The organism is Actinokineospora lacus (genome assembly GCF_053813445.1).
Genome location: NZ_JBQERA010000002.1, coordinates 220,221 through 243,791, shown reverse-complemented (window position 1 = coordinate 243,791; position 23,571 = coordinate 220,221). Strand labels below are relative to the sequence as shown.

14 protein-coding genes are annotated in these 23,571 nt (G+C 71.6%); 9 read left to right on the top strand and 5 right to left on the bottom strand.

All coding sequences use genetic code 11. The annotated features are described in order from the left end of the window. Window position 1: 1 nt before the first annotated feature. Entirely contained in the window at window positions 2-760 is a 759-nt protein-coding gene (locus ACTG9Q_RS05585) for a response regulator transcription factor (RefSeq protein ID WP_455571521.1), read from the bottom strand. 199 nt (window positions 761-959) lie between these two features. On the opposite strand from ACTG9Q_RS05585, the gene ACTG9Q_RS05580 reads away from it, so the two are divergent. From ACTG9Q_RS05580 to ACTG9Q_RS05565, 4 genes are all read left to right on the top strand, one after another. Then, window positions 960-1,748, top strand: coding sequence for an AfsR/SARP family transcriptional regulator (locus ACTG9Q_RS05580; RefSeq protein ID WP_455571520.1), 789 nt, complete (start codon window positions 960-962; stop codon window positions 1,746-1,748). Window positions 1,749-2,030: 282 nt separating this feature from the next. Continuing rightward, entirely contained in the window at window positions 2,031-2,348 is a 318-nt protein-coding gene (locus ACTG9Q_RS05575) for a LysR family transcriptional regulator (RefSeq protein WP_455571519.1), read from the top strand. A gap of 94 nt (window positions 2,349-2,442) precedes the next feature. Beyond that, window positions 2,443-3,441 carry a methyltransferase gene (locus ACTG9Q_RS05570; RefSeq protein ID WP_455571518.1) on the top strand — a complete coding sequence of 333 codons (999 nt, stop codon included), beginning with the start codon at window positions 2,443-2,445 and terminating at the stop codon, window positions 3,439-3,441. A gap of 10 nt (window positions 3,442-3,451) precedes the next feature. Beyond that, window positions 3,452-4,696, top strand: coding sequence for a cysteate synthase (locus ACTG9Q_RS05565; protein ID WP_455571517.1), 1,245 nt, complete (start codon window positions 3,452-3,454; stop codon window positions 4,694-4,696). A 434-nt stretch (window positions 4,697-5,130) separates the two neighbouring features. On the opposite strand, the gene ACTG9Q_RS05560 is transcribed toward ACTG9Q_RS05565, so the two are convergent. Next, window positions 5,131-5,973 (bottom strand): ABC transporter permease, encoded by an 843-nt coding sequence (locus ACTG9Q_RS05560; protein ID WP_455571516.1) that lies wholly within the window; start codon window positions 5,971-5,973, stop codon window positions 5,131-5,133. 274 nt (window positions 5,974-6,247) lie between these two features. Further along, window positions 6,248-7,207 (bottom strand): ATP-binding cassette domain-containing protein, encoded by a 960-nt coding sequence (locus tag ACTG9Q_RS05555; RefSeq protein ID WP_455571515.1) that lies wholly within the window; start codon window positions 7,205-7,207, stop codon window positions 6,248-6,250. Window positions 7,208-7,379: 172 nt separating this feature from the next. Here ACTG9Q_RS05555 and ACTG9Q_RS05550 point away from each other — a divergent pair, with 172 nt between their 5' ends. The 5 genes from ACTG9Q_RS05550 (at window position 7,380) to ACTG9Q_RS05530 (ending at window position 11,718) form a co-directional block, all read left to right on the top strand. Beyond that, window positions 7,380-7,574, top strand: a complete 195-nt coding sequence (locus tag ACTG9Q_RS05550; protein ID WP_455571514.1) for a hypothetical protein — start codon at window positions 7,380-7,382, stop codon at window positions 7,572-7,574. Between the two features lie 28 nt (window positions 7,575-7,602). Beyond that, a complete protein-coding gene (locus ACTG9Q_RS05545) occupies window positions 7,603-8,853 on the top strand; it encodes a helix-turn-helix domain-containing protein (protein WP_455571513.1) in 1,251 nt (416 codons plus the stop codon). Window positions 8,854-9,081: 228 nt separating this feature from the next. Further along, the gene (locus ACTG9Q_RS05540) at window positions 9,082-10,305 is read left to right on the top strand and encodes a helix-turn-helix domain-containing protein (protein ID WP_455571512.1); all 1,224 of its coding nucleotides are present in this window, start codon (window positions 9,082-9,084) and stop codon (window positions 10,303-10,305) included. Between the two features lie 153 nt (window positions 10,306-10,458). After that, window positions 10,459-10,869, top strand: coding sequence for an Imm1 family immunity protein (locus ACTG9Q_RS05535; protein ID WP_455571511.1), 411 nt, complete (start codon window positions 10,459-10,461; stop codon window positions 10,867-10,869). Between the two features lie 126 nt (window positions 10,870-10,995). Next, on the top strand, window positions 10,996-11,718 hold the full coding sequence (locus ACTG9Q_RS05530; RefSeq protein WP_455571510.1) for a class I SAM-dependent methyltransferase: 723 nt from the start codon (window positions 10,996-10,998) through the stop codon (window positions 11,716-11,718). A gap of 48 nt (window positions 11,719-11,766) precedes the next feature. On the opposite strand, the gene ACTG9Q_RS05525 is transcribed toward ACTG9Q_RS05530, so the two are convergent. Then, window positions 11,767-11,982 carry an MbtH family protein gene (locus ACTG9Q_RS05525; RefSeq protein WP_455571509.1) on the bottom strand — a complete coding sequence of 72 codons (216 nt, stop codon included), beginning with the start codon at window positions 11,980-11,982 and terminating at the stop codon, window positions 11,767-11,769. Further along, window positions 11,979-23,570, bottom strand: a complete 11,592-nt coding sequence (locus ACTG9Q_RS05520) for an amino acid adenylation domain-containing protein (RefSeq protein ID WP_455571508.1) — start codon at window positions 23,568-23,570, stop codon at window positions 11,979-11,981. Before ACTG9Q_RS05520 ends, ACTG9Q_RS05525 begins: the two co-directional genes overlap by 4 nt. Between the last annotated feature and the right edge of the window lies 1 nt (window position 23,571).

Below are 23,571 nucleotides of genomic sequence, written 5' to 3'. Positions count from 1 at the left end.
TTCAGGCGGTGCGCCGGTCCCGAAGGCCCGACTCGAAGGCGAAGATGACCGCCTCGACCCGGTTGCGCAGCCGCAGCTTGGCCAGCAGCTTCTGCACATGGGACTTGACGGTGTGCTCGGAAACGGTGAGCGCCATGGCGATCTCGGCGTTGGACATGCCCTTCGCCATGAGGACGAGCACCTCGCACTCGCGCTCGGTGAGCCCGGCGGTGGTCTGCCTGCGCTCGTCTTCCTCGACGCTCTGCTTGACCACACCGCCGATCGCCGCGCGGAGTGACTCTCCAATAAGGACATACCCGGCCGCGGCCATCCGCACCGCGGCCACGACCTGCTCCGGGGTGGCCGAGCTGGGCAGCAGCGCGGCCACGCCGTCCTCCATCAGCACGTGCTCGCCGATGGAGTCGGACCCGATGATCACCAGCCGCACCCCCGGCGCGGCACGGGCCAGCCGGGTCGTGTCGTCGCGGTGGCGCGCGGCGTGCAGGAGCAGCACGTCGGGCCGCAGCACCGCGATGGTGGCGGGCAGCTCGCGGCCCGGCCCGCTGTCGCCGACCACGGTGAGTCCGGACTGGCCGTCGACCAGTGTCCGAATCCCACTGCGGGCGACCACATCCGGTCCGACCACGAACACGAACGTCTCCGCCCGGCCGACCTCCCGCGCGGTCGGGTGGTAGCTGGGACGCCGACCGTCGGCCAGCACCCGGACGTTGTCCCCGGAGATCACGCGCAAATCGGCGCGGTCCGCGTCCTTGTAGTCCATAACGTGCCCCTAGTCCTCGGCGTGCTCGTGACGTTATCCGCGGATCGCCCCGCCGCCGAGCGCTGTCGAGCGGTCCTCGACCGACCGCCGAACCGGTGTCGAGCTGCGACGATCGCTTGTCACAAGCGGCAGTCCGCGTTGACGGGAGTCAGCGGCATCCATTTGATGGCAACTGTCAGTCAACGCCGAAGGAGAGAACGTGGACATCCAGGTACTGGGACCGCTTGCGGTCCGGGAGGGCGCGCACTCGGTCACCCCGACCGCCGCCAAGCCCCGCAAGCTGCTCGCGATGCTCGCCGTCCACGCCAACCAGGTGGTGCCGGTCTCGGCGCTCCTGGAGGAACTGTGGGGCGAACGCCTGCCGCGCAGCGCCAGCACCACCCTGCAGACCTACGTGCTGCACCTGCGCAACCTCATCGCCGCCACCGGCCGCGAGCCCAAGCAGGTCCTGGTCACCGTCCCCGGCGGATACCTGCTCGACACCGAGGGCGGCCCGGCCGACATCGTCGAGTTCGAACGCATCGGCACCTCGGGCCACCGCGCGCTGGAGCAGGGCGACGCCGTCCTGGCCGCCACCCTGTTCTCCGAGGCCCTCAGCCTCTGGCGCGGCCCCGCCCTGGTCGACGTCGCCGTCGGACCGGTCCTGGAGGTCGAGGCCCGCCGCCTGGACGAGTCCCGCCTGAGCATCCTCGAGCGCCGCATCGAGGCCGACCTGCGCCTGGGCCGCCACCACGAGCTGATCAGCGAGCTGACCGCACTGGTCGCCCGCAACGCCCGCCACGAGGGCCTGCACGCCCAGTTCATGCTCGCCCTGTACCGCTCGGGCCGCCAGGGCGAGGCCCTGGCCGTCTACCAGCGCCTGCGCGCGGGCCAGGTCCGCGACCTCGGCCTGGAGCCCTCCCCCGCCCTGCGCTCCCTGCAGCGCTCCATCCTGATGTCCGACCCCGCCCTGACCGCCCCGGGCCCCCGCCTGTCCCAGGTCGGCTGAACCGGCGATCGGGCAGTCGCTGTCCGGGGTGAACAGGCGATGGTCCTGTCCGCACCATCATTCCCGCCGCGCTTCCGGGGCCGTGACCTCATCCTTCGAGCGGACACCGAGGGCCAATACCACACCTGAGAGCCATGACAAGGGCACGCAGGAAGCGCTACCCCGACCGATTGCCGTGAATGCCTGAAGCGGCAGACAATCAATACTGCCAGCCCCGCCGCCAACCTGCGGGCACCAGTCCGGTGTGGACCATCAGCTGGCGCCACGACGGGGGTGGACCACATGCACGAGCGTGAGTTCAGGGCGTTCGTCTCGATCGCCGAGATCGGCCGGATGGACATGGCCGCCAAGGAGCTGGGCTATTCCCAGCCCGCGATCAGCTACCAGATCAAGTGTCTTGAGCAGACGCTCGGCACCAAGCTGTTCACCCGCGACCCCGCGGGCGCCCGGCTGACCAGGGAGGGCGCGATGATCCTGCCCAGCGTGCGCGCCGTGCTGACCCTGATCGACGGGATCAAGGAGATCCGCCGTGCCGAGCGCGTCTCGCCGGTGACCGGGCTGCCCGCGCGCGTCCCGTCCGGACTGCGCCGCAGTGGCTGAAACACTGCCGGTTCCGGAAACGGCACCTGCGTCAGCACGCCCTGAAGTGGGTTAATGACCCGGCCGAAGAACCGAAACCTGGTGAGGTGTCGAGATGATCCCGGACCACCTTGAGCGCGCAGTGCACGGGCTCTACGCCACGCACGCGCTGCACCTGGCCGACCGCCACGGTGTGTTCCGCCGCCTCGCCGAGCACGGGCCCGCCGAGCCCGCCGAGCTCGCCGCGGCGCTCGACCGCGACGCCGAGACCCTGACCCGGCTGCTGACCCTGCTCGACGCGCTGGAGATCGTCACCAAGGACGGCGAGAAGTACGCCCTCCCCGACGAGGTCAAGCCCTATGTGGACGAGCGCGACCCCCGCTACCGCCTGGGTTTCGTCGACCACGTGGTCAACGGCACCGCCGAGCGAATGCCGCTGCTGTCGGACTACCTGCTCCAGGGCAAGGAAACCACCGACGCCACGCGTCCGGCGCCCTTCGCCGAGATCTACGACAACGACGAGGCGGTCGGGGAGTTCCTGGCGGCCATGTGGTCGCTGAGCCACGACGTCTCCCGGGAGCTGGTGGCCCTGGCCGACCTCGGCGCCGTCGGCACGCTGCTCGACGTGGGCGGCGCCAGCGGCCCGTTCAGCGTCGCCGCCCTCACCGAGCACCCCGGGCTGACCGCGACCGTCTTCGACCTCCCGCAGGTCGAGAAGCACCTCGTCGCGAACCGCGAGCGCTTCGGCCTCGGCGACCGCCTGCGCTTCGTCCCCGGCGACTTCTTCCGCGACGAGCTGCCGCCCGCCGAGTGCGTCGCCTTCGGCTACATCCTCTCCGACTGGACCGACGAGATGTCACTCGACCTGCTCCGCAAGGCGCACAAGGCATGCGCGCCGGGCGGCCGGGTCATGATCATGGAGCGGCTCTTCGACGACGACCGCCGCGGCCCGCTGGCCACCGCGGTCATGAACCTGTCGATGCACCTGGAGACCCAGGGCCGCCACCGCACGCCCGCCGAGTACATCGCCCTGCTGGAGGGCGCGGGCTTCACCGACTGCGCCGTGCGCCGCTCCACGCGCGACAAGCACCTGGTCATCGGCCACCGCGCATAAAGGGGACTCGATGTCGCACTACGCCCTGGTCTGCCCGGTCTGCGCGGCCCGCCACGACGACGACGGCCTGATGCTGTCGTGTCCGCGCCCGCACGAGCCCGCCCTGCTGGCCACGGAATACACCCAGCCGAGCCTGCGCCCCCGCACCGACGAGCCCGGCCTGTTCCGCTACCGCGACTGGCTCCCGGTCCGCCGCACCCTGCCCGAGGCCGCGCACAGCGTCGTCTACCGCTCCGAGGCCCTGGGGAAGGTGCTCGGCCTGCGCGAGCTGTGGGTCGCCTTCTCCGGCTACTGGCCCGAGCGCGGCGCCACGCTGCCCACCGGCACGTTCAAGGACCTCGAGGCGTACACCGTCCTGGGCCGCCTGCCCGAGCGCACGCCGACGCTGGTCATCGCCTCGGCGGGCAACACCGCCGCCGCGTTCGGCCGCATCTGCAGCCGCTACCGGGTGCCGTGCCTGATCATCGTGCCCGGCTGGGCGCTGCCGGTGATGCGCTTCGCGGGCCCGCTCGACCCGTGCGTGCAGCTGGTCGCCCTCGGCGACGACGCGGGCTACGCCGACGCCATCGAGCTGGCCGCGCTGGTCTCCGACCTGCCCGGCTACCAGGCCGAGGGCGGCGTGCGCAACGTGGCCCGCCGCGACGGCCTGGCCACCGCGATGCTCGCCGCCGCCGAGACGATGGGCGCGCTGCCGGACTACTACGTGCAGGCCGTCGGCAGCGCGGCGGGCGCCATCGCCGCCCACGAGGCCGCCTCCCGGATCGCCGCGACCACCGGCGAGCGCGTCCCGCGGGTCGTCATGTGCCAGAACGCCGCCTTCGCCCCCATCCACGACCTGTGGTGGTACGGCGCCGCCCCGGCCGACCTCGGCCAGGAGGGCGCGCTCGCGGGCGAGCTGACCAACAAGACCCCGCCCTACCAGGTCCGCGGCGGCGTCCGCGACGTGCTGATGGACAGCGCCGGGGACGTCCTGGTCGCCGACGCCGCCGCCACCCGCCGCGCGATGGCGATGGTGGAGGCGGTGGAGGGCATCGACCTGGTGCCCGGCTCCGGGGTGGCCGTGGCCTCGCTGTGGCAGGCCGCCCAGTCCGGCCGCGTCCCGACCGACGCCCGGGTCCTGCTGCACCTGACCGGCGGCGGCCGCGTCCGCCTCACCCGCGACGGCCACACCGCCGCGGTCCGCCCCACCGCCCGCATCACCTCCGCCGCCAGCGATCCAGCGCGGCACCTGTGCCAGCTCCTGGAGATGGCTTGAGTTGAACCGGGGGCAGCCAACGGCCCGGCGGCGCGGACCATTTCCGCCGCCGGGCCGTTCCACGCGCCCGCCCGATCAGCCCTGATCCACGCCACACACCCCGCCCCCGCCTCCGCCGGGGCGGGTTGTTGTCGCTGCTGGAACGTTCCACGCCTGATAAGCCCTGAGGCACACCACCCGACCTGCCCGCGTGGCGCGAAACTGTCCCGCTGTCCGACCGTTCCCCGCGCCCGTCTGTCGCCCTGACGCCCCGCCTCGCCCTGCCTCGCGTGGCGGGAAACTGTCCACCGACTTTCCCCATGCCTGCCCGATCACGCCAGAACGCGTGTCCCGCGTTGGCGCGGAACGTCCTCGCAGGACATCCAGGTCTCGTTCCAGACATGCCAGAACGCCCTGTCCCGCGTGGCGCGGGGCAGGGCGTCGGCCGTTGTGGGTCAGGTCGCGCGGCGGAAGCTGCGGATCGCCAGCGGCATGGCGACCGCGGTGATGAGCAGGCAGATGGCCACCGCGGACAGGATCGCGATGGGGTTGGGGTCGCCGAGGGCCAGGCCGCGGGAGGCGGTGATGGCGTAGGACAGCGGGTTGACCGAGGCGAACACCTGCAGCCAGCCCGGCAGGTTCTCGATCGTGACGAAGGCGTTGGAGGCGAACATGAGCGGGAAGGTCGCCAGCGACCCGACCATCTGCACGACCTCGGGACGGCGCAGGCCCGCGGCCACCGCCATGAACACCCAGCCGAGCGTGATGCCGACCAGCACGCCCATCAGCAGCCCGGCGAAGGTGCCGAGCATGCCGCCCGACGGCGAGTACCCGAACATCAGCGCGCCCAGCACCACCAGGATCACCAGCTCGAACGCCAGCCGGACGGCGTCGGCCACCCCGCGGGCGGCGAGGATGGACACCGTGCGGATCGGCATGGAGCGGAACCGGCCGATCACGCCGTTGCGCATCTCGGCGGTGAGGGTGGCGCCGGACTGCAGGCCCGCGCCGACACCGGTGGTGATGAGGATGGCGGGCAGCAGGTAGTCGATGTAGCTCACGCCCGCGGGGAAGCCGGGCGTCTTGGCGATGCTGCTGAACACCTGCCCGAACAGCACGAGCAGGATCAGCGGCTCGATCAGGCTGGGCAGCAGCAGGCGCGGCTCGCGCAGAGCGCGCAGCGAGCGGCCCGCCAGTACCTGGATCTGGGTCAGCACCCCGGTTCCCTGCCACGCGGCGGGCGCGGCGGGCCGCACGTCGTCGACGGCGGGAACGGGCGGCGCGACGGTTGCGGTCATCGCGGGATCTCCTCGGGCTCTCGGGCGGTGATTGCCCGGTTGACAGTCAGGTTGACCAACCAGTGACCAGCCCCGGTGGACAGCGGACCAGGGCAGCTCGACTGACTGTTCACCTGTAGTTTTGTTCAACTGTAGTTTTGTTCAACAATCCAACAAGTGAGCAGCGGCTCGGCGGTTGACGGGAACGAGCACGGCGACGAGCGACCCATGACGCGGCGTCCAGAAGTCGGATTGTTCAACAATCAGACAGGACTGATGGGGTGTCGCAAGCGGGTCAGGCGGCGGCCCTGGCGTCGGCCTGCGCCTGACGGGTCAGGGCGAGGTAGACGTCGTCCAGGGTGGGCTCGGCGAGGGCGAGCTCGGCGACGGCCACGTCGACCTCGTCGAGCGCCCGCACCACGGTGGCGAGCTGGGCGGACTCGGCGACGGCCGCGGTCACCGCGTTGCGCCCCTGGTCGTAGGTGGAGTTCAGGCCCGCCCGGGTGAGCGCGCCGACGGCGGTGTCGTGGTCGTCGGCGACGGCCAGGGTGACCGTCACCGTGCGCTGCCCCACCACGTCGTTCTTGAGCTGCGTGGTGGTGCCCGAGGCGATGACCTTGCCCTCGGACAGGATCGTGATGGCGTCGGCGAGCCGGTCCGCCTCGTCGAGGTACTGGGTGGTCAGCAGGACCGTCGCGCCACCGGCGACCAGGTTCTCGACGATCTCCCACATGCCGAGCCTGCTCGCCGGGTCCAGCCCGGTCGTCGGCTCGTCGAGGAAGATCACCCCGGGTCGCCCGACCAGGCTGGCGGCCAGGTCGAGCCTGCGCCGCATCCCGCCGGAGTAGGTCTTGGCGATGCGCTTGGCGGCGTCGGTGAGCCCGAAGACCTCCAGCAGCTCGTCGGCGCGCTCGCCCGCCTCCCGGCGACCGGCGCCGAGCAGCCGGGCGATCAGCACGAGGTTGTGCCTGCCGGGCAGGTCCTCGTCGACGGAGGCGTACTGCCCGGTCAGCCCGATGCGGGAGCGCACGATCTGGGCGTCACGGGAGACGTCGAACCCGGCCACCCGCGCGGTGCCCGAGGTCGGCTCGAGCAGCGTGGTGAGAACGTTGACCAGGGTCGTCTTGCCCGCGCCGTTGTGGCCGAGCAGGCCGAGCACGGTGCCCTGGGGCACGGCGAGGCTCACCTCCGACAGCGCGGACACCGACCCGAAGCTCTTGGTGATGCGGTCGGCCTCGATCATGATGTCGGCCACGGCAGGTCCCTTCGGCGGTGGAGTTGCTACGCCCTGAGCGTATGGCGCGCACCGGGTTTCACCACCGCGGAATCAACGATTTCAAATCGTCCACTGTGGACGTCCCACGCGCGGTTGCCTCATGCTGCAATGACCGTTGTCAAGGGGCCCTCGCGGGGGATAGAAAATACCCATGACAACAGTAAACGTCCGACACGGCCGCTTCTCCACCCTGACCCGAGCGGTACTCGTCGCCGCCGCCCTGACCTGTGGCTTAGCCTGCGCTCCCGGTATCGCCACCGCCACCACCGCCGAGGTCGGGATCGACTTCCGGGTGAACGGCCCCGGTGACTGGCCCTGGGAGATCCTGCCCATCCCGCCCAAGTAAGCCCACAACCGAAACAGTTAGGGGTGTCGTGGCCATCGTCGGCATCCGGCAGCCGGAGTTCGGCCAGCGGCTGCGGCGCATGCGCCGGGAACGCGGGCTGTCTCAGCGGGACGTGGCCGGGACCGTGGTCAACCCCAGCTACATCTCGCTGTTGGAGTCAGGGGCACGGGTGCCCACCCTCGAAGTGGTCCTGCAGATCGCCCAGACCCTCGGGGTCTCGGCCGAGGAACTGGTCGGCGGACCGGTGCTGCCCAGAGGACCGGATTCCCCGGAGGACGCCGGAAGCCGCCTCGTGCACGGCGTCCTGGCCCGCTCGGCGTGGGACGTCGGGGCCTGGGAGGACGCCCAAGCCCGCCACCAGCGCGCCTACGCCGCCGCCACCGACCCGGCCGCCGCCCTCGAACACGGCATCGCCCTGCACGACGTGCTCAACCTGCGCGGCGAGCACGCCTCCCGCTACGCCCTGCTCGTCGACCTGGTCCAGACCGCGGAGGACTTCGGCGTCCCCGAGCTGATCGTCAAGCTCCGCGTCGACCAGGCCACCGCCGCCCGCGACTGCGGCCGCCTCGGCGAGGCCCACGCGCACGCCGAGGCCGCCGTCTCCGCCCTGCCCGGCACGGAACTGGCCCACACCGCCGAACACGTGCGCGCGCTGGGCGTGCTGGTCTCGGTCAAGGTCGACTCCGGCGACACCGCCGACATCGACGCCCTCATCAACACCATGCTCGACCTGGCCGACACCCTGGCCTCCCCCACCGTCCACGGCCGCTCGCACTGGGCGGCGTCGATCGCCTACGCCCGCATGGGCCAGCCGGACAAGGCGCACCTGCACATCAGCCACGCCCACCGGATGCTCGCCCACCCGGACACCTCCCTGCGCGACTGGGGCCGCTTCGCCCGCGCCGCCGCCTCCGCCCTGCTCGACACCCAGGCGCCCCTGGAAGACACCGCCACCTACATCCGCTGGATGCGCGCCGCCGCCGAACTCACCGAATCCGCGCGCGGCCACGAACACGCCACCCTCATCGAAGCCCGCTTCGCCCTGCACACCGGCGACCCCCAGCGAGCCCGCGAGCTGACCAGCCACACCCCGGCCCACCTGACCACCACCGACGTCATCCGCCACCACCACACCCACGGCCAAGCCCTCCACCAACTGGGCCGCACCGACGCCGCCATCACCACCCTCCGCGCCGCCGCCCAACTGGCCGAACAACACGACAACTACCGCCTGGCCACCCAGATCTGGCGCGAGATCGACCGCATCCACACCACGTAACCCGCCCAACCACGTCAAGCCCTGATCCGGTGAATCCACCCGATAGAGGACTTTTCGTCGTTTCTGACCGGTCGTCGATGGTTACGATCCACGCGTTCAAGAAAGACACGACTGTGCGCGACAACAGCGACCGCGGAGTGCCCTGCCACAGCGAGCGGGAGGAAACCGCTCACAGCCAGGCGGTCACGTACTCTCACGTACGTCGGCATCACTCCCCTGGAGAGCAGCATGACGCATCCCTGGCCGCCCATCGGTGAGAACGTCAGCCGACTGCGCACCTTGGCCAACCTCACCCAGGAGTCACTGGCGGAACGGGCAGGCATCTCGGTTGACCTGGTACGTCGGCTGGAGCAGGGCAACCGGCAAACCGCCCTGATCTCAAACCTCTACAAGATCGCCTCAGCCCTCGACGTCCCGCTCTCGGTCCTGCTGTCGCAGCAACCGGTCTTCCAAGCCGCCGAACCGCCACCCCTGGTCGGCAGGGTCGAGGCACTTCGGCGTGTCCTGCAACCCATCGGTGCTGGCGCCCTTGAGGAACCCGAGCCAGTCACGTCGGCTGACGTGGTGAAGTCCTCGCGAGCGGCCTGGCGGCTGTACTACTCAGGGGAGTTCGCCCACCTGGCAGACCTGTTGCCCACGACTATCACGGCCGCGCAGGTACTGGCGGAACGACTCAGCGGCAGTGAGCGCAACGCTGTGCTGACCGAGCTGAGCAAACTGTATAGCGTGTGTTCGGGCGTGCTGACGCAGCTCGGCCATGAAGACTTGGGCTGGATAGCGGCCAAAGCCGCAGTGACCAACGCCAACCGAACAGACAACCCATTGGCCCCGGCGGACGCCACCAACGCGGTGACGTTCGTCCTTATCCGGCAGGGCCGGTTGGATGAGGCACAGGATCTTTCAGTCAGCACGGCAGAAGCCCACGAACCGCGACTTGGCCGAGCCAAAACCCCTGAACTGATGAGCTGGGGCGGCCTTCTGTGGAACGGCATGACAGCCGCATCCCGCCTGGGACGAAGGTCCGAGGCCAAAGACCTGCTCAATCTCATGCAAGTGGCCGCCCATCGCTTGGGCACAGACCACGTGGACGACTACGGCAGTTGGTTCGGCCCGACGACTGTCGGTATGCAATCGGTGGCTTACGCCGTGGAAACCGGCGACTACGGCGAAGCCCTCATGCTCGCCGAACGTATCCGACACGACGGTGGCGCGGCCGTGCTCACCCGGACACGCCACCTGCTCAACGTCGCCAATGCCCAAGCCCACGAGGGCCAACCGGAAGCGGCCGTGAGCCTGCTGCACGACCTGGTGCGACAGGTTCCCGAGTGGCTGCGGTACCAGGTACTCGGCCGCGAGACGACGGCCATGATCATCGACAGCAGTCCTCAGCTATCACATGATGGCCGCAACCGCCTGCGGAAACTGGCCACCCATTTGGGTGTCGCAGGCTAATCGCCAGGACAATACGGCCCACTCCCGACCAGACCTCACCCGAGCTAGGACACGATGTCCTAGCTCGGGTCCTTTGTGCTGGTCGCGGACTAAGGGGTTCCCAGGGAGCAACGCCCGCGCGGATCACCAACGCCCAAGACACACGGCCCAGCCATGAAGATCAACGCCTACTACGGGCGGGACGAGGGACCGCGAAAAGTTTCTGACGTCGCGGCCGTGAGAAACTTCGTGGAACGAATCCGCCTCGACTCGGTCAAGTACGGCGCGCCCCTGCTGAGCCAATGGTACGTCGACGATGACGACGAGACCCCAGAGTTCTGCGTGGGCGTGAACGGAGATCGCGGGGTGCTCTACTACAGCGGGCGGGAGTGGACCGGACCCTGGTCCAGTCACAATGGCGAACCCGCGACCGATGAGACGATCGACTACGACTACATGGACAACGCCACCGAGTTCTCGCTCAACAGCGAAATCCCCTACGACGAGGTCGTACGGGCCGCCGAGGAGTTCTTCGCCATCCAGGGTGATCGTCCGGTCGTGGCACGGTGGCACACATTCACCTAGTCGCGCGAAGTCAAGAGAAGCCCTCCGATCGAGGGCGCGCCTCCTGTGACACAACCACGCTCGGAGCAGACCCCTGGCAGCTGAAACTCCGTCGGTGGAACGGCAGACGGGAGGTACGGTCGCCCCGTGCCCGACGCGATTTTCGCCCATCCCGACCTCGCCCCGATCTACGACGTCTTCGACGGCCCTCGCGACGACCTCACGGCCTACCTCGGCATCGCCGATGAGTTGGGCGCCACCAAGATTCTCGACATCGGTTGCGGCACAGGCTGCCTGGCCGTCCTGCTCGCCAGAAGCGGCCGCACGGTCGTGGCTGTCGACCCGGCCCAGGCATCCCTCGAAGTGGCCAAGCCCAAGGACACAACCGGAAGAATCACCTGGCTCCACGGCGACGCCACATCACTGCCCCCGCTCAACGTCGATCTCGCCGTGATGACGGCGAACGTCGCCCAGGTCTTCCTCACCGACGACGGCTGGGCCCGCACTCTGCGCGGCATCCACGCCGCCCTGCGCCCCGGCGGCCACCTCGTGTTCGAGTCCAGGCGTCCCGAGCGGCGGGTCTGGGAGGACTGGGCCGCCGACCCGGCTCACGTCGTCCTCGACATCCCCGGAATCGGGACGGTGGAGCAGCGGCGCGAGGTCACCGACGTGAGCCTGCCGCTCGTCTCTTTCCGCTACACCTACCGGTTCCTGTCGAGCGACACCACGGTCACCTCCGACTCCACCGTCCGCTTCCGCGGCCGTGACGAGCTGGAATCGAGCCTGGTCGCCGAGGGCTACCGAGTGCTGGACGTCCGGGAAGCCCCCGACCGGCCCGGCCGGGAGTACGTGTTCATCGCGCAGGCATGACACACCTTTGGGCCGCGCCCCATGAGGACGCGGCCCAAAAGGTGGGTGTCAGCTGGCACGCTCCATGGCGTCGATCAGGCTCTTGGGGCGCATGTCGGTCCAGTTGGCGTTGATGTGGTCCAAGCAGGACTGACGGCTGTCCTGGCCGTGCGCCACGGTCCAGCCCGCGGGCACGTCGGCGAACGCGGGCCACAGCGAGTGCTGGCCCTCGTCGTTCACCAGGACGTAGTAGCTCGCGTTGTCGTCCTCGAACGGGTTCGTCATTGCCAGGTCTCCTCACAGTCGTTGCGCGACAGCCGGTCGGCGACGATCCGGCCGATCTCGGCGAGCGGGCCCGGCTGGGTCAGCTCCCCGTGTTCGCAGGCGATGCGGTGGGTGCTCACCTGTCCGCCCACGTGGGGCGTCCAGGCCCGCAGCGCCTGCTCGGTCCTGGTGCGCGCGGCCTCGTCGTCGGTGGCGGCCACCACCACGACCAGGTCGCCCGCGATTCGCGCGGGCGCGAAACCGCCGGTGATGCGGCGGTTGTTCGCCAGCACGGCGCCGAAGGCCCGCATCCGGGCCTCGTCGAACCCGGCGAGGACGTTGCCGCTCTCCCGCAGGATCTCCTTGACCCGGTGGTAATCCGCCGGTTCGGCCTCCGGATGGCCGACGAATTCGAGGATAGTGCCGAAGGCGTCCTTCTCGGGGTGCTCCTCGTCCAGGTCCCCATCGGGAATCGAGTCGAGGTTGACCAGCAGCGCGACCCGCTCCCCCGCGGCTTCCAGCTGCGCGGCCATGGCGTGGGCGATGAACCCGCCCAGCGACCATCCCAGCAGGTGGTAGGGCCCGTGCGGCTGCACCTCCCTGATCCGGCGGACGTAGTCGGCCGCCGCCTCCTCGATGCTCGCGGGCAGCCCGTCACCGGTGTCCAGCCCCCGGCACTGCAAGCCGTAGAGCGGGCGGTCGGGCAGGTGGCGCAGCAGCCCCGAGTACATCCAGGCGAGCCCACCGGCCGGGTGCACCGCGAACAGCGGCGGCTCACCGCCCGTGGACCTCAGCGGCAGGAGCACGGCGAACGCGTCGCCATCGTCCTCCACATGGGACATCAGGTCGGCGACGGTGGGCGCCTCGAAAAGGCCCCGGTTGGTCACCGCGATGTCCGTCGTGGCCCTGATCCGGCTGACCAGCTCCACGACCCGCAGGCTGTCCCCGCCCAGCTCGAAGAAGTTGTCGTCGATGCCGACCTCGGCCACCCCGAGCACCTCGGCGAACAGCTGGCACAGCAGCTGCTCCTTCGGCCCGCGCGGCGCGCGCCCCACCACGGTGGTGATCTCCGGGGCAGGCAGCGCCCGCCGGTCGAGCTTCCCGTTGGGGGTCACCGGGAGCTCGTCGAGCGCGACCACCGCCGAGGGCACCATGTAGTCCGGCAGCTCGCGGCCCGCGAACTCCCGCAGCCCGTCCGCCTCGCCCACGACGTAGGCCACCAGCCGCCGGTCGCCCGGCCGGTCCTCGCGCACCACGACGGCTGCCTGCGACACCCCGGGCGCGCGCGCCAGCACGGCCTCGACCTCGCCGAGTTCGATGCGGAACCCGCGCAGCTTCACCTGGTCGTCCACGCGCCCGAGGTAGTCCAGGACGCCGTCGTCGCGCCAGCGGACCAGGTCGCCGGTGCGGTACATGCGGGCCCCGCCGCCCGCGAACGGGTCGGCCACGAACCGCCCCGCGCTGAGGTCGGCCCGTCCGAGGTAGCCGCGCGCCAGGCCGGACCCGGCCACGTACAGCTCGCCGGGCACACCGGGCGCCACCGGCCGCAGGTACGCGTCCAGGACGTACACCCGGGTGTTGGCGATCGGCTCGCCGATGGGCGGAACCACCCGTCCCGCAAGGGGTTCGCTGATGGTCGCGCACACCGTCGTCTCGGTCGGCCCATACGCGTTGATCATGCGCACGTGCCCCGACCACCGGGCCACCAGCTCCGGCGGGCACGCCTCCCCGGCGACGACCAGCGTCGACCCGGCGGGCAGCCCGCCGTCGGGCAGCACCGCGAGCGCCGCGGGCGGGATCGTCGCGTGGGTCACGCCCAGCCGCGCGCACAGCTCCGAGAGCTCCGGCCCCGGCAGCATCCGCCTGCCCGGCACCACGAGCGCGGCGCCGGTCAGCAGCGCCATGCAGATCTCCCAGAACGCCGCGTCGAAACCCGGCGAGGAGAACTGCAACACCCGGCTGTCGGCACGGACGTCCAATTTGGACACCTGACCGGCGGCCAGGCTGGCCACCCCGCGGTGGGACACGACGACGCCCTTGGGCCGCCCGGTCGAGCCCGAGGTGTAGATGACGTAGGCAGCCGAGTCCAGGCTCGCGAACCCCGGCTCGGCGGGCGGTCCGTCCCAGTCCACGGAGTCGACCAGCAGCCGGGGCACGTCCAGCGGCGGCAGCGTGGTCGCCTCGTCGGTGACCAGCAGGACCGGCCGCGAATCCGCCACCATGTAGGCGATGCGCTCGTCGGGGTAGTCGGCGTCGATGGGCAGGTACGCGGCCCCGGCCTTGAGCACAGCCGCCACCGCGACGACGGCGTCCACGGACCGCTGCATGGCCAGCGCGACGATCCGCTCCGGCCCGGCTCCCCGCTCCCGCAGCACCGCGGCCAGCCGGGCGGCGCGCGCGTCGAGTTCGGCGTAGCTGAGCACCCCGTCGTCGCTGACGACGGCGCTCGCCCCCGGCGAGGCGGCCACGACGTCGGCGAACAGCTCGGCGAACCCCTTCTGGGGCACCAGGGTCCGCGTCGCGTTCCAGTCGCGCACCACCCGCCGCTGCTCGCCCTCCGAGAGCAGGTTCAGCTCCCCGATGGGGCGGTCCGGGTCGTCGGCGACGCCCGCGAGCAGCCGGGTGAGCCACTGCGCCATCCGCTCGGCGAACTCCCGGTCGTAGAGGTCGGTCCGGAACGTCAGCTGCCCGTCCAGCCCCGCCGGGGCCCCGTCGGGGGCCCGCTCCTCGCCGATGTCGAAGGCGAGGTCCACTTTGGCCACGTCCACCTCGACCGGCACCGACGACACCGCCAGCCCCGGCAGCTCCAGGCTCCCCTCGGCGTTGTTCTGGAACGCCAGCATCACCTGGAACAGCGGGTGCCGCGACAGCGAGCGCACCGGGTTGAGCACCTCGACCAGCCGCTCGAACGGCACGTCCTGGTTGTCGTGGGCGGCGAGCACCGTTTCCCGGACCCGCCGCAGCAGCTCCACGAAACTCGGGTTCCCCGCCGTGTCCGTCCGCAGCACCAGGGTGTTGACGAAGAACCCGACCAGCTCCTCCAGCGCCTCGTCGGTCCGCCCGGCCACCGCCGTCCCCATCGGGATGTCGGTCCCCGCCCCCAGCCGCGTCAGCAGCACGGCCACGGCGGCCTGCACGAGCATGAACATGCTGGCCCCGTGCTCACGCGCCACCACGTCCAGCCGCGCGTGCAGGGCCGCGGGCACGGTGAACCCGACGGTCCCGCCCACATAGCTGGCCTCACTGGGCCGCGCTCGCTGCGCGGGTAGCTCCAGCTCCTCCGGCAGCCCGGCCAACTGCCGCGTCCAGAACTCCAACTGCCGCGCCAGCGGACTCTCCGGGTCGTCCTCCTTGCCCAGGACATCCCGCTGCCACAACGCGTAGTCCGCGTACTGCACGGGCAACTCGTTCCACTCAGGAGCGTCCCCACCCAGCCGCGCCTGGTACGCCTCCGACAAATCCTTCGCCAGCGGCGCCAACGACCACCCATCGGTCGCGATGTGGTGCATCACCATCAGCAAGACGTGCTCATCCGCGGAAACCTCCAGCAGATGCAGCCGCAGCGGCAGATCGACCGCCAAGTCGAACCCCTGCCCAGCCAGCCGGGACAACACCTCCCCCAGCTCAGCCTCCCGCACCGCCGCCACCGACACCCGAAGCCCGACCTCGGGCAGCCCCCACCACTCCCCGGGGGGCGACCCCTGGTCCAGTCTACCGAGACCGGGGGCCACGATTGGGTGATCATCGGCGGCTGTGGACAACTCCGGCGGCTGTGGATGGTCGTTTGACAGGGTGACGCGCACCTGCTTGACCTCCTGCCGCGGGCGCCCATCCGTGTCAGGGAAGACCGTGCGCAGGCTCTCGTGGCGCCCGACCACGTCCCCCAGCGCCGCGGCCAGGGCGTCGCGGTCCAGCGCACCGGACAGCCGCAGGGCCAAGGGGATGTCGTAGGTGCCGCCCGCGCCCTCCAGGCGCTGGAAGAACCACAGCCTGCGCTGGGCGAACGACAGCGGGACCTCGGCGGGCCGCTCGTAGCGCCGGACGGCGGCACGGGCGGTGGAGCCGCCATCGAGGTACAGCGCGAGCGTCGCCACCGTGGGCGCCTCGAACACCGCCCGCACCGGCAGCTCCACGCCGAAGGCGGACCGGATGCGCCCCACCAGCCGGGTCGCCAGCAGCGAGTGCCCGCCCATGGCGAAGAACCCGTCATCGATGCCGACGGCGGGCAGGTTCAGCACGTCGGCGAACAGCTCGCACAGCCGGGTCTCGCGCTCCGTGCGCGGCGCCCGCCCCGCCGACGGCGCGCCGTAGGACGGTGCGGGCAGCGCCGCCCGGTCGACCTTTCCGTGACGGGTCAAGGGAAGCGTGTCCAGCGGGACGAACGCCGCGGGCACCATGTGCTCCGGCAGCAGCGCGGCGACGTGCGCCCGCATGTCCGCCCCGGACGCCGAGCCGACGACGTAGGCCACCAGCCGCTTGTCCCCCGGCTGGTCCTCCCGGACGATCACCGCGGCCTCGGACACCCCGGCGCACCCGATGACCGCCGCCTGCACCTCGCCCAGCTCCACCCGCAGGCCGCGGATCTTCACCTGGTCGTCCACCCGCCCGACGAACTCCAGCGTCCCGTCGACCCGCGAGCGCACCAGGTCCCCGGTCCGGTACATCCGCCCACCGGCGGGTCCGAACGGGTCGGGGACGAACCGCTCCCCGGTCAGCGCGGGCCGGTTCAGGTACCCGCGCGCGACCCCGGCACCGGCGACGTAAAGCTCCCCGGGGACACCGGCCGGAACCGGCCGCAGCGCACCGTCCAAGACGTACACCCGGACGTTCGCCGCCGGGGAGCCGATCGGCACGGCGGCGCCGACGGCGAGCGGACCGCTCAGCGTCGCCGTGCAGGTGATCTCCGTCGGCCCGTAGGCGTTGACCATGCGGCGCCCCGGCGCCCAGCGCGCCACCAGCTCCGGCGGGCACGCCTCACCGCCGGTGATCACGCACTCCAGCGCGGGCAGCGCGGTCTCCGGCACCGAGGCCAGCACCACGGCCGAGACCAGCAGGTGGCTGATCTCCTTGCGCGCCAGGTAGTTGCCCAGGTCGGCGCCGACCAGCGGCGGCTCGTGCGGGGGCAGGACGAGCGTGGCCCCGGCGAGCAGGCTGGTGGCGATGTCGGCCATGGACACGTCGAAGCTGGTCGGCACCAGTTGCAGCACCCGGCTCGACGGCGACACCGCGAAACCGTCGATGTGGGTGGCCGAGAGCCCCGCCACGCCGCGGTGGGTGACGCTGACCCCCTTGGGCTGCCCGGTGGAGCCGGAGGTGTAGATGACGTACGCGGTGTGGTCCAGGCGCAGCGGGGCGCGGCGGTCGGCGTCGGCCAGGTCGGTGCCCGCGTGGTCGCCGACCTGGTGGCGCACGTCGTCCATCAGCAGGACGGGGTAGTCGCAGGCCAGTGGCGCGGCGGCCAGCACGAGCGCCGGGGCGACGTCGTCGAGGATGAACGCGACGCGCTCGGCGGGGTGGCTCGGGTCGACGGGCACGTACGTGCCGCCGGACTTGAGCACGGCCCACACCGCGGTGATCCAGTCCAGCGACCTCGGCACCGCCACGGCGACGGCCGTGTCCGGCCCGACACCCCGGTCGACAAACAGCCGGGCGAGGCGGTTGGCGCGGGCGTTCAGCTCGGCGTAGGTCAGCCGGTCGTCGCCGTACTCGGCGGCGATCGCTGCCGGCGTCCGCGCGACCTGGCGCTCGAACAGCGTCGGGAAGTCGGCCAGTGGAACGGATTGTGCACTGTTCCACTTGTTCAACAATCCTACACGCTGACAATCCGACATGACATCAAGTGAACCCACGGTCGTGTCGACGCCGGAGACGATCGTCTCGAACAGCCGCAGCAGCGCCTCGGCGAACCCGGTCACGGTCTCCCGGTCGAACCGGTCGGGCCGGAAGTCCAGCCGCAGCCCGAGCCGCTCGCCGTCCTGCATCACCGCCAGCCCCAGCGGGTAGTGCGTGCCGTCGACCCCGTCGACGTCGACCACCCCCAGCCCCCCGGCGGACTCCCGCAGCCCGTCGGCGTCCACGGGGTAGTTCTCGAACACGATCGAGGTGTCGAACAGCTCCCCGAGCCCGGTCAGCCGCTGCACCTCCCCCAACCCGAGGTACTGGTGGTCCATCAGCTCGGCCTGCTGCTCCTGCACGGCCAGCACCGTCGCCGCGAGCGTGCGGGCCGGGTCGAGCCGCACCCGCACGGGCAGGGTGTTGATGAACAGCCCGATCATCGACTCCACCCCGGCCAGCTCGCCCGGCCGCCCCGACACCGTCGCCCCGAAGACGACGTCGTCGCGCCCGGTGAGCCGTCCCAGCAGCAGCGCCCACGCCACCTGGGTGACCGTGTTGGCGGTGACCCCGTGCTCGCGGCCGTACCGCGCCAGCGCGGACGCCAGCCCGGCAGGCGCCTCGACCAGCACCTTCTCGGGCACCATCGGCTCGCCCCCGCGCCCGACCAGGGTGGACTCGGCCAGCCCGTCCATCGCCGCCAGCCACGCCTTCGTCGCCGACACCCGGTCCCGCCCGGCCAGCCACTCCAGGTACGCCGAGTACGGCGCGGGCACGGCCAGCGCGCTGTCGTCGCCCGCCGTCGCGTAGAGCTCGAACAGCTCGTCGAGCAGCAGCGGCGTCGACCAGCCGTCCAGCAGCAGGTGGTGGTTGGTGATCACGAGCCGGACGTCGCCGGGCGCGACCCGCAGCAGGGTGAACCGGATCAGCGGCGCGGCCGACGGGTCGAATCGCACGGCCCGGTCGGCGGCCAGGAAGCCCTCGACGTCACCGGTCCGCACCGACGCCCACGGCGCGCCCACGCGCGCGGGCACGACCTGCACCGGCTGCCCCGACGGCGTGTGCGCGAACGCCCCGCGCAGGTTCGGGTGGCGGCGCAGCATCGTGTCCGCGGCGGCCCGCAGCGCGGTCTCGTCCGGGTCGGCGTCGAGCTTCAGTACTGTTTGGACGGTGTAGACGTCGGTTCCCTCGACGTCGTAGAGCGAGTGGAACAGCAGTCCTTCCTGCAGCGGGGACAGCGCGCAGATGTCCACGGTGTCGGGGTAGCGGGCGCAGATGGCGTCGATGTCCTCCTGCGACACCGGCACCGCCAGGTCCGACGGCGTGAACCCGCCGCCGTCCACCGCGGCCAGCTCGGCCAGCGCCGCGAACCACCCCTCGGCGAGCGCCCGCACCTCGGCGTCGGTGAACACCCCGGCGGGCCACGTCCAGTCGGCCACGAGGCCGACCCCCGGCACCGCCGCCGCGTTGATCTCCAGCGCGTGCCCCAGGGGCATGTCCCCGTCGGCTCCGCCGCCGAACCCGGCCGCGTCGACGCGCCCCAGGTAGTTGAACCCGATCTGCGGCGCCCGCTCAGGCAGCGGAACCCGCGCCAGATAGCGCAGGATTCCGTAGCCCAGCCCCTTGTCCGGGATCGCCCGCAGCTGCTCCTTGACCCGCTTGAGCGCCGCGTCGACGGTCCCCGTCCCGGGGTCGAGCCGCACCGGGTACTGGCTGGTGAACCACCCCACGGTCCGCGACAGGTCGATGTCGTCGGCGATCTGCTCGCGCCCGTGGCCCTCCAGGTCGATGAGCACCGACCCGCCCCCGCGCCAGCGCGACACGGCCAGCGCGAGCCCGGTGAGCAGCACGTCGGCCACCTCGGCGTGGAACGCCGCGGGCACCCGGCCCAGCAGTGGCTCGGTGATCTCCGGCGGCAGCGTCAGCGTCCGGCTGACCGATGTCCCCACGGTGTCCGACGCGGCGAGCGCGCGCGCTCCCAGCAGCGGATCGGGCTCGGCCAGCATCCCCCGCCACAGCTCCACCTCGTTCCCGCGGTCGGCCGCGTTGAGCCGCTGCGCCCATTCCCGCAGCGACGTCCCCACCGGCGCCAGCCGCGGCACCCGCCCCGCCCGCACGTCCTCCAGCGCCGCGGCGAGGTCGGGCAGCAACACCCGCCACGACACCCCGTCGACAACCAGGTGGTGCACGACCAGCAGCAGCGACCCGGGGGAATCCCCCCGGTCCACCCACACCGCCTGCACCATCCGACCTGCCTCGGGAGACAGCCGCGAGCGCGCCTCGTCCTCCAGCGCCCCGAGGTCGGCCGGTTCGACAACCCGCCGCACCACCCCGGTCACCGTCCCGGGAGCCGGGATCTCCAACGCCCACCCGGAACACCGCATCCGCAGCGCGTCGTGGTGGTTGATCAGCGCGGCCAGCGCGAGCGCGACCTGCTCCTCGGACATCCCGCCGGGCACGTCCACCGCGGAGGACTGGCTGAACCCGTCGATCGGCCCACCCTGCTCGGCCAGCCACCCGATGATCGGCGTCGAGGGCACCGCCCCGACCCCGCTCACCCGCTCGACCGCGCCCCCGCCGACCTCCCGGGCCACCACCGCCAACCCCGCGGGCGTCTTGTGCCGGAACACCTCCCGCGGCGTGACCACGACCCCGTCCTTGCGCAGCCTGCTGACAAGCTGAATGGAGACGATGCTGTCCCCACCCAACTCGAAGAAGCTGTCGTCCGCCCCCACCTCGGCCAACCCGAGCACCTCGGCGAACACCCGGCACAGAACCGCTTCCCGCTCCGTGCGCGGCTCCCGCCCCCGCACCACAGCGGCGAAATCCGGCGCGGGCAACGCCTTGACGTCAAGCTTCCCGTTCACCGTCAGCGGCAGCGCCTCAACAGCCACGAACGCCGCGGGCACCATGTACTCCGGCAACCCAAGCCCGACGAACTCCCGCAATTCCTTCTCGAGGGCGGCAAACCCTCCCTCGGACAGCCCCCGCCACTCCCAGGGGGGACGCCCCTCGGCCAGTCTACCGGCGGGCACCGACGATCCACGCGCCTCAGAGGCGCCTGTGGACAACTCCGTCGGCTGTGGATGGGCGTTTGACACAACATAAGCCACCAGGCGGATCACGCCGTTGTCCTCACGGGCGACCACGGCCGCCTCGGAGATACCGGGATGCGCCGTCACGGCGGCCTCGATCTCGCCCAGCTCGATGCGGAAGCCGCGCACCTTGACCTGGTGGTCCACCCGGCCGAGGAAGTCGAGCAGGCCCTCGGGTGTCCAGCGGACGACGTCGCCGGTGCGGTACAGGCGTTCGCCGGTGGCGAACGGGGAGGCGACGAAGCGGGTCGCGGTCAGGTCAGGGTGCTTGGCGTAGCCGCGGGCCAGCTGGGCGCCCGCGACGTACAGCTCTCCCGGAACGCCCGGGGGCACCGGCCGCAGCGCCGCGTCCAGGACGTAGACGCGGGTGTTCCACACAGGACGGCCGACGAGGGGGCGCTCGCTCTCGCTGACCGGGCAGGCCAGGGTGTCGATGGTGCACTCGGTCGGCCCGTAGAAGTTGTGGCTCGCCGTTCCCGGCGCCGCGCGCAGCTCGTCCCACAGGGCCTGGCCCATGGCCTCGCCGCCGAGCATCAGGACGGGGACGCGGCGCTGCTCGAGCAGGCCCGCGGCGAGGAGCTGGCGGGCGTAGGTCGGGGTGATGTCGAGGAAGTCCACGCCGTGCTCGGCGACGTAGGCGACGAGGGCGTCGGGGTCGCGGCGCACCTCGTCGGTCAGCACGTGCAGCTCGTGGCCCGCGACCAGCCACAGGATCGGGTCCCAGGCGGTGTCGAAGGTGAACACGGTGGTCAGCGCGGGTCGCAGGACCTCGGCGCCGGTCGCGGCCAGCGCCGGGGCGATGAGGTCGGCGGCGTGGCAGTGGAACAGGTTGACCAGGTTGCGGTGCTCGACGACGACACCCTTGGGCCTGCCGGTGGAGCCGGAGGTGTAGATGAGGTAGACCGGGTGCTCGGGCCGCAGCGGCGCGAGGCGGTCGAGGTCGGTGAGCGGGGCCGCGGAGTGGCTGTCGAGGTCGAGGTCGCCGAAGGTCAGCACGACGGGGTGCTCGGGCACGGGCGTGTCGGCCAGGACCAGCACCGGGTCGGCGTCGGCGAAGACGTAGGCGATGCGGTCGGCCGGGTGGTCGGGGTCGATCGGCAGGTACGCCGCGCCCGCCTTGTGCACGGCGAACATGGCGACGACGAGGTCGGCCGTGCGCTGCATCGCCAGCGCCACGACGGACTCCGGGCCGACGCCCCGGGACACGAGCAGCCGGGCGAGGCGGTTCGCGCGGGCGTCGAGCTCGGCGAAGGTCAGCCGCCGCTCGCCGACGACCAGGGCGGTGCGCGACGGCGTCCGCGCGGCCTGCTCGGCGAACAGCTCGGTGATCGTCGTGGGCGCGACGTCGTGCGCGGTGTCGTTCCAGTCCACCAGCATCCGCTCGCGCTCGTCGGCGCCGAGCAGGTCGAGCCGGGCCAGCGGCAGCGACGGCGTGGCGGCCACGGCGCCCAGCACCGTGAGCAGCCGGGCGGCGTGGCCCTCCACGGTGGACCGGTCGAACAGGTCGGGCCGGTAGTCGACGCGCAGCCCGAGGCGGCCCCCGGCCAGCCACGCGGCCAGGGTCAGGGGGTAGTGCGCGGTGTCGTGGCTGGCCACGTCGACCACCCCGAGCCCGCCCGCGGACTCCTGCAGGGTGTCGGCGTCGACGGGGTAGTTCTCGAACACCAGCAGCGTGTCGAACAGCTCCCCGGTCCCGGCCGCGCGCTGCACCTCGGCCAAGCCGACGTACTGGTGGTCCATCAGCGCGGCCTGGCGCTCCTGCAGGGCGGACAGCATGTCGCCCAGGCTCGCCCGGGGGTCCATGTTCACTCGTACAGGAAGAGTATTGATGAACAATCCAACAATCTGCTCCACCCCGGGCAGGTCCGGCGGCCGCCCGGACACCGTCGCCCCGAACACGACGTCATCGCGCCCGCTCAGCAGCCCGAGCAGCACCGCCCACGCCCCCTGGACCACGGTGTTCACCGTCATCCGCAGCTCCCGGGCCCGCGCGACCAGCGCCTCGGTCACCGCGGCGGGCAGCTCGACGACGACCTGGGCGGGCGCCACCGCGTCCCGGTCACCCGCGGGGGTGACCAGGGTCGGCTCGGCCCCGGCGAGCGCGTCCCGCCAAGCCGCGACCGAGGCGGCCCGGTCCTGTTGGGCCAGCCAGGTCAGGTAGTTCTTGTACGGGACCGGCGCGGGCAGCGCCGAGTCGTCGCCCGCGGTGCGGTAGAGGGCGAACAGCTCCCCCATCAGCAGCGGCACCGACCAGCCGTCGAGCAGCAGGTGGTGGTTGCTGAACACGAACCGGTGGTCGTCGTCGGCGACCCGGATCAGCGTGAACCGCAGGAGCGGCCCGTTCGCCGGGTCGAACCGCAGATTCCGGTCCTGGGCCAGCCAGGACTCCACTTCGGACTCCGCCAGCTCCACATCGGACCACGGCAGGACGACCTGCTTGGGCACCAGCTGGACGGTCTCGCCGTTCTTGCGGCTGCGGAAGCTCACCCGCAGGTTCGCGTGCCGCCGCAGCACCGTCTCGGCCGCCGCCCGCAGCGCCGCGACGTCGACCGGGCCGCGCAGCGCGCACACCGTCTGCATCCCGTAGACGTCGGCGCCCTCGTCGTCGTAGACCGTGTGGAACAGCAGACCTTCCTGCAGGGGCGAGAGCGGCAGGACGTCTTGCAGACCCGACTTCGACATC

Bases quoted from the DNA above. Each gene is read 5' to 3' on its own strand.
- ACTG9Q_RS05550 (WP_455571514.1), top strand. From the start codon at position 7,380: ATGACAACAGTAAACGTCCGACACGGCCGCTTCTCCACCCTGACCCGA.
- ACTG9Q_RS05520 (WP_455571508.1), bottom strand. From the start codon at position 23,570: ATGTCGAAGTCGGGTCTGCAAGACGTCCTGCCGCTCTCGCCCCTGCAG.
- ACTG9Q_RS05540 (WP_455571512.1), top strand. From the start codon at position 9,082: ATGACGCATCCCTGGCCGCCCATCGGTGAGAACGTCAGCCGACTGCGC.
- ACTG9Q_RS05565 (WP_455571517.1), top strand. From the start codon at position 3,452: ATGTCGCACTACGCCCTGGTCTGCCCGGTCTGCGCGGCCCGCCACGAC.
- ACTG9Q_RS05575 (WP_455571519.1), top strand. From the start codon at position 2,031: ATGCACGAGCGTGAGTTCAGGGCGTTCGTCTCGATCGCCGAGATCGGC.
- ACTG9Q_RS05525 (WP_455571509.1), bottom strand. From the start codon at position 11,982: ATGACGAACCCGTTCGAGGACGACAACGCGAGCTACTACGTCCTGGTG.
- ACTG9Q_RS05560 (WP_455571516.1), bottom strand. From the start codon at position 5,973: ATGACCGCAACCGTCGCGCCGCCCGTTCCCGCCGTCGACGACGTGCGG.
- ACTG9Q_RS05535 (WP_455571511.1), top strand. From the start codon at position 10,459: ATGAAGATCAACGCCTACTACGGGCGGGACGAGGGACCGCGAAAAGTT.
- ACTG9Q_RS05585 (WP_455571521.1), bottom strand. From the start codon at position 760: ATGGACTACAAGGACGCGGACCGCGCCGATTTGCGCGTGATCTCCGGG.
- ACTG9Q_RS05570 (WP_455571518.1), top strand. From the start codon at position 2,443: ATGATCCCGGACCACCTTGAGCGCGCAGTGCACGGGCTCTACGCCACG.